The sequence below is a fragment of the Synechococcus sp. R60.1 genome (genome assembly GCF_047461835.1).
Classification (GTDB): domain Bacteria; phylum Cyanobacteriota; class Cyanobacteriia; order Thermostichales; family Thermostichaceae; genus Thermostichus.
Window position 1 is genome coordinate 1 of sequence record NZ_JANSIA010000126.1, and the last position, 5448, is coordinate 5448.

At 57.3% G+C, this 5448-nt stretch carries 7 protein-coding genes; 4 read left to right on the top strand and 3 right to left on the bottom strand.

From position 1 onward, the window contains the following. Nucleotides 1-245 precede the first annotated feature (245 nt). Nucleotides 246-992 (bottom strand): TVP38/TMEM64 family protein, encoded by a 747-nt coding sequence (locus NW834_RS13080; RefSeq protein ID WP_414418639.1) that lies wholly within the window; start codon nucleotides 990-992, stop codon nucleotides 246-248. A gap of 80 nt (nucleotides 993-1072) precedes the next feature. After that, nucleotides 1073-1423 (bottom strand): phenylpyruvate tautomerase MIF-related protein, encoded by a 351-nt coding sequence (locus tag NW834_RS13085; protein WP_011432208.1) that lies wholly within the window; start codon nucleotides 1421-1423, stop codon nucleotides 1073-1075. Between the two features lie 183 nt (nucleotides 1424-1606). Between NW834_RS13085 and NW834_RS13090 the strand changes: the two genes are divergently transcribed. Continuing rightward, complete coding sequence (locus NW834_RS13090; RefSeq protein WP_414328848.1) at nucleotides 1607-1990, top strand: RidA family protein; 384 nt, start codon at nucleotides 1607-1609, stop codon at nucleotides 1988-1990. Nucleotides 1991-2007: 17 nt separating this feature from the next. On the opposite strand, the gene yidD is transcribed toward NW834_RS13090, so the two are convergent. Beyond that, a complete protein-coding gene (gene yidD, locus NW834_RS13095) occupies nucleotides 2008-2277 on the bottom strand; it encodes a membrane protein insertion efficiency factor YidD (protein WP_414344078.1) in 270 nt (89 codons plus the stop codon). Between the two features lie 231 nt (nucleotides 2278-2508). Between yidD and NW834_RS13100 the strand changes: the two genes are divergently transcribed. The 3 genes from NW834_RS13100 to NW834_RS13110 form a co-directional block, all read left to right on the top strand. Further along, the gene (locus NW834_RS13100) at nucleotides 2509-3825 is read left to right on the top strand and encodes an MFS transporter (RefSeq protein WP_414418640.1); all 1317 of its coding nucleotides are present in this window, start codon (nucleotides 2509-2511) and stop codon (nucleotides 3823-3825) included. 117 nt (nucleotides 3826-3942) lie between these two features. After that, nucleotides 3943-4809 carry a SpoIID/LytB domain-containing protein gene (locus NW834_RS13105; protein ID WP_414412884.1) on the top strand — a complete coding sequence of 289 codons (867 nt, stop codon included), beginning with the start codon at nucleotides 3943-3945 and terminating at the stop codon, nucleotides 4807-4809. A gap of 373 nt (nucleotides 4810-5182) precedes the next feature. Further along, nucleotides 5183-5448 (top strand): CRISPR-associated endonuclease Cas1 (locus NW834_RS13110; protein ID WP_414344071.1); only part of this gene is annotated, 266 nt, incomplete at its 3' end.

Here is a 5448-nt window from a genome sequence, read left to right on the forward strand (position 1 = left end):
AGGCAGGAAACCCTCTGTCAAGCTGTCGGCTAAGCCTCTGCCCAACGGTGAGCGTTCTCAACCCGGTGCTTTCTACACACTAGCTCGCCGAGCCAACTTATAGTCATTTCAAACTGGATTGAGACACTCCTACTGCTGCCCAAACGCTCCGCGCCGCTTCCGCGACCACCTCCAGTCCTTCTCCCAGAGAGAGAGGAGTTGGGAAGCAATGCAACAGATTTCATTCTTGTTTAAAATGCAATTCCCTAGGCAGGCTCCACCGCTTCTTGTAGGGCTTTGCGGGCAATGCGAGTGACGTAGAGGGTAGCAGCTACGGTGGCGATGAGCCCCACGAGGCGAACGACCCATTGGGCGGTTTGAGCCTGAGGATCCAACTCCGCGCCTTCCATGTCGGCCAGGGATCCCGCCAACGAGCCGATGTACACATACATAAAAGTGCCCGGCACGATTCCAGCGGTGCCCAGCAAGTTATCCAGAAAAGAAATTTGGGTCAGCCCCAGGGCGTAGTTGAGCACATTGAAGGGAAACGCAGGCGACAGCCGAATCAGGCCGACTATTTTCCATCCCTCACGTCCCAACGCTCGATCGATGGCCGCAAACTTGGCGTTTCCCTCAATCCATTTCACCACCTGTTCCCGCGCCAAGTAGCGCCCGATTAAAAAAGCCAAGTTGGCTCCAATGGTTGCCCCGATCAGCACGTACACAGTTCCGGCCAGCAACCCGAACACGGCCCCTGCCCCCAAGGTCAGCACCGAGGCTGGTAGAAGCAGCACCGTCGCTACAATGTAAATGGCAATGAAGAGGATTGGCCCCAGCAACCCCAAGCTTTCAATCCAAGCCAGAGCTTCGGCGAGCCAGTCTTGAATAACTCCAAAAAATCCCAATCGATGGGCTGCCCAAAAGATAAAAATGGCCAAGCCCAAGCCGGTAGCAAGCTTAAGCAAAATCCGCTGCTTTTGGGGATTTGTGTTGAGTTGAGGTAGCTCTTCCATTGGCTAAACTCCTACAAAGTTCTTGTGAGGCGAGCTAGGGCAAGCCAGAGTAGACAGCTCTTGGAGTGGGGGAAGTATCTTTACCCGAAAGTCGTGCCGTTCCATCCCCAAAGATAGCCTTTGGCATCGCTGAACTCAATGTAAATCCTCTTCTTGGGGATCCCCAATCGGGCCTCGATGGTGCCGCAAAAAAACTCGCTCATGGCTCGGGTTTGTTGGGCGGAAAATTGCCCGATACTCTTGATTTCTAGGTAACAACAGGGATCCCCACTGCCAGCAAAGGTCATCGGGATCCCACCCTCAAAGGCGGTCATCACGTAGGCTTCCGACTTGCCCAACTGTTCCGATAGAGCAGCAGACAGCACCTTAAGCAGTTCCTCTACTGCGGCGATTTCTGGTTGCACAGACGTTTGCAGCTTGATCAAAGGCATGGATCCCTCTCCCTATCAACAAATTCATCTTGAAATTCATCTTGGCATTCTCAGCCCCGCTCTTCGGCAATCCACCTGTGGTAGCGTAGCGACAGAGTTGGGCAAACCTCTATGGAGCAGACGAAGCCGGCCAAGCCAGAGATCGGCCACCAGCAGGGCCAAATCGGGCCAGGCCCTTGTGCTGTGCAAACTGAGGCTGCCCCCGCTCCTGTCGGCCCTTACAGCCAGGGCGTTACTGCTCTGGGGCCGTTTCTGTTCACCGCCGGACAGGTGGGCCTGGATCCCAAAACCGGCAAACTGGTGGGGGAGGACATTGTTTCTCAAACTCGGCAGGCATTGCTGAACGTGCAGGCAGTGCTGGAAGCGGGGGGCACCACTCTCTCCCAGGTGGTGAAGACAACGGTTTTCCTGGCCGATATGGAGGATTTTGCGGCCATGAACGAGGTTTATCGAGAGTTTTTTGCCACCGATCCGGCTCCGGCTCGCTCTTGCGTACAGGTGGCCCGCCTGCCCCTCAATGCCCGAGTAGAAATCGAGGTTGTGGCCTGCTACCCACAATCGACCTAAATGTCTCCTGAGTCCGGCTAGCGGAATGGTTTCTGGGTCGGCGCGGATCCCGGCAAATCGGGAACTGGATCGTAGCCCCCTGGGTGCCAGGGATGACAGCGACAGAGGCGACGGAGCCCCAGCCAACCCCCACGTAGGGCACCGTAGCGCCGCACCGCTTCCAAGGTGTACTGGGAGCAGGTGGGGTAGTAGCGACAAGCAGGCGGCAGCCAAGGAGAAATACCCACCTGGTAACCCCGGATCAGGGCAATCAAGCTGCGAGTGAGGGGATCCGATCGTTCAGGCATGGGTCGGAGTCCAAAAAGCGCATCTCTAGGTAACTTGAGGTTAGCTGTTATCCCAGACTGGAGGCGCCTGCAAAGGCGAGCAGGGCCGGTTCCCAGCCCCAGACCATACGGTTACAATCAGAAAGGTTAGTACCTAAATATTTCGGGCTGAGGGATCCGGCGAAGGTGGGCTTATCCTAGGGCGCGGTTCTGGGAGAACGCTTTGAGTTCCATTTTGCATAAGGAGTTGGCGTGAGGGTATTCGGGCAGCTGCAGCCGGCACAGCGGCGCAACTTGGGCATTTTGTTTGTGGCTGGGCTGCTCTTTTGGGCCAGTTTATCCTCGCTGCTGCCCACGTTGCCTCTCTACATCAGAGATGCCGGTGGCACCAGCCAGCAAGTGGGCTGGGTAATGGGGGCCTTTTCGATTGGGTTGCTGGCCTTTCGCCCTGCGTTGGGTCGCCTGGCGGATGGCCACAGCCGGCAGATCGTGCTGCTTATCGGCATGGGGGTGGTGGGGATGGCCCCCATAGGATACTGGCTCTCCGATTGGATCCCATGGGTAGCGCTGGTGCGAGCCTTTCATGGGGTTAGCATCGCCGCTTTTGCCACGGCCTATGTGACTTTGGTGGTGGATTTTGCCCCAGAAGAAAAACGGGGTGAGATCCTGGGCTACATGAGTTTGGTCAATCCGATCGGCGCAGCCATTGGCCCTGCTTTGGGCGGCTTTTTGCAGGAGTTTGCCGGCTATGGCCCTTCGTTTCTCTTCTCTGCTCTGCTGGGGTTGGTGGGCTTTCTTTGTACCCAACTGGTTCGAGAACAGCGGCGTGAGCATTGGGGATCCCTGCCGATGGATGGGGCCTTCTGGAGCTTTCTGGGCAGCCCGAAGGTGCGCTCCCTCGCTTGGGTGATGTTTTTGGTGGGGTTGGCCTTCGGCACCCAGACCACCTTTGTGGCCTTGTTAATCCAAGAAGCCGGAGCTCCCCTGAATCCAGGTCTTTTTTATACGGCAGTGGCCTTTGCCAGCTTTGGGGTGCGCCTGCTCACCGGTCGCGCTTCCGATCGCTGTGGGCGGGGGCCATTTATCTCCCTCAGCTTGGCCACCTATGCCTTGGCAATGGGGATCCTGATTGTTGCCAACAGCACCGGCGCTTTTCTGGCTGCTGGGATCGTGGTGGGTTGCGGTTTTGGTACTTTGATCCCTCTCATCTCTGCCCTCGTGGCCGATCGCTCGGAGCCGGCGGAGCGGGGTCGCCTGTTTAGCTTGGTGATGTGCGGGTTTGATTTGGGCATTGGCCTGGCGGGGCCCCTTTTGGGCACCTTAGCAGCGGGATCCGGCTATCGAGCCATGTTTGGCTATGCGGCTCTTCTTTCCTTGGCTTCCTTGGGTTCTTTTCTCTTCTTCTCCAATGGGCGACCGGGGGACTCGCTGCGCTTTGCCTTGGGCCTGGGGCCGGATAGCTCTTCGGTCCATCTAGAGGGCGGCCGCAATCGGCTTGGGTCGCAAGAACCCGACCCTCTGGAGCCGCCGGATCGGCCCGCTCCGCTGGAAACGGGATCCCGTTCATAGATAGTTCCATACTCAGATCCCCCACACCCCGTCAAGAACTGAGGCTCAAGCCCTCTGCAGTTGCTGCCAACCAACCGGCCCATTTCTGGAAACTCGCCCTATCCTAAGTTGGAGTTGGTGTACAAAAAGCAACTCTGGGCACGGGCTATGGAAGCGCGGCATTGGCTGGCCCTGATGGGATCCCTGGTGGTCAGTGCCTTCTGGGGATGGGTGGAGTCTGTCTGGGGGGTGACAGTGCGAGTGCAATTGGCCGATACCACTGCCCCTCTGGTGGTAGGCGTTTCTCTCCCTGCCCAACTGATCAACGGTCGGGGAGAGGTGCTGGCAGATCTGCCCCCTATGCAAGGGTTTTTGGCTCAGCCCGGCCCTCAAGGGGTGCGTCTGCATGGGGTGGTTGACCCGGTGCTGTTCATCGAACCTCAGGAGGGTGGCCTGGTGGCAGTGAATGGCCGCTGGTACTCCGGCAAGGTGCTCTTGACTGGCTACAACATGGTGATGGCCATCAACTACGTGGATCTAGAAGACTATGTGGCCAGTGTGGTGGATGCAGAAATGGGATCCCGGTTCTTCCCAGAAGCCCTGAAGGCGCAAGCGGTGGCAGCCCGCAGCTACGTTCTTTACCATCGCAACTCCCGCGGTTGGTTTGATGTGTTTAGCGATACTCGCTCCCAGGTGTACCGAGGGCTTTCCCAGCGGTCGGCAGCCGCCCTGGAAGCAACACAAGCCACCCGTGGTGTGGTCATGGTGTATGGGGGTCAGTTTGTCAATGCCATGTACAGCGCCAGCAGCGGCGGCCAAACCGTCGGGGTGAGTGGGATCCCTTATTTGATGAGCTTACCGGATGTCAGCCCCTATCCCAAGTTTGGGCATGGCATTGGCATGAGCCAGTGGGGCGCCCAAGAATTGGCCCGCCGAGGCTGGACTTACCGCCAAATTTTGGCCTACTACTACCGAGGGGTCAGCTTTGCTCGTTTGCCAGAGTGAGACCTTCAGTGCCCTGATTTGCTCTGTCTCGTCTGCGTCAACCGAACCGCGGCTTTTGGGCCTGAAAGACCTCTTGGGCTTTGGGATCCCCTCGCTGAGGGCGGCGTTGAACTCCACTTCGGTCATGGTGCTAGAGCCGAGATAGTAGCCCCAACGATACACCAGATCCCCAAGGATGCCGTAGTGTCTCAGGGTTTGCAGATCTTTCATCAGGAGCGCACCGTCACGAACGGATCCCACACCAGAAACCCTGCTCTGCTTTTTCGCCATTCGCATCTTCCCTTACAGCATTTTTGGGCCTGACTTTTAACTTGAAGAAGACCCCGTTTTGTTCCCACCTCAGCTTCAATTTTAGGCTTCTGGGAGTGGCCTCATGGGTAGAACACTCTATGTGTCCCAACAGGATTGCTACCTCAGCCTCGACCAGGAACGCCTGGTTGTCAAACGGGCTGGAGCTGTTCTTCAACAGGCTCAATTGCCCCACTTGGATCAGATTTTGATCTTTGGCCATGCCCAAGTCACAACCCAACTGATCCAGAGTTGCCTAGAGCGCAACATCCCCATCGCCTATCTTTCCCACATGGGGTACTGTGCTGGGCCGTCATCAACCGGCAGGTGCAGACCTACAAGCAGTTTGTA

What these genes read in the sequence shown, in the direction of transcription:
- NW834_RS13080 (WP_414418639.1), bottom strand. Translation starts at nt 992, where the DNA reads ATGGAAGAGCTACCTCAACTCAACACAAATCCCCAAAAGCAGCGGATT.
- NW834_RS13085 (WP_011432208.1), bottom strand. Translation starts at nt 1,423, where the DNA reads ATGCCTTTGATCAAGCTGCAAACGTCTGTGCAACCAGAAATCGCCGCA.
- yidD (WP_414344078.1), bottom strand. Translation starts at nt 2,277, where the DNA reads ATGCCTGAACGATCGGATCCCCTCACTCGCAGCTTGATTGCCCTGATC.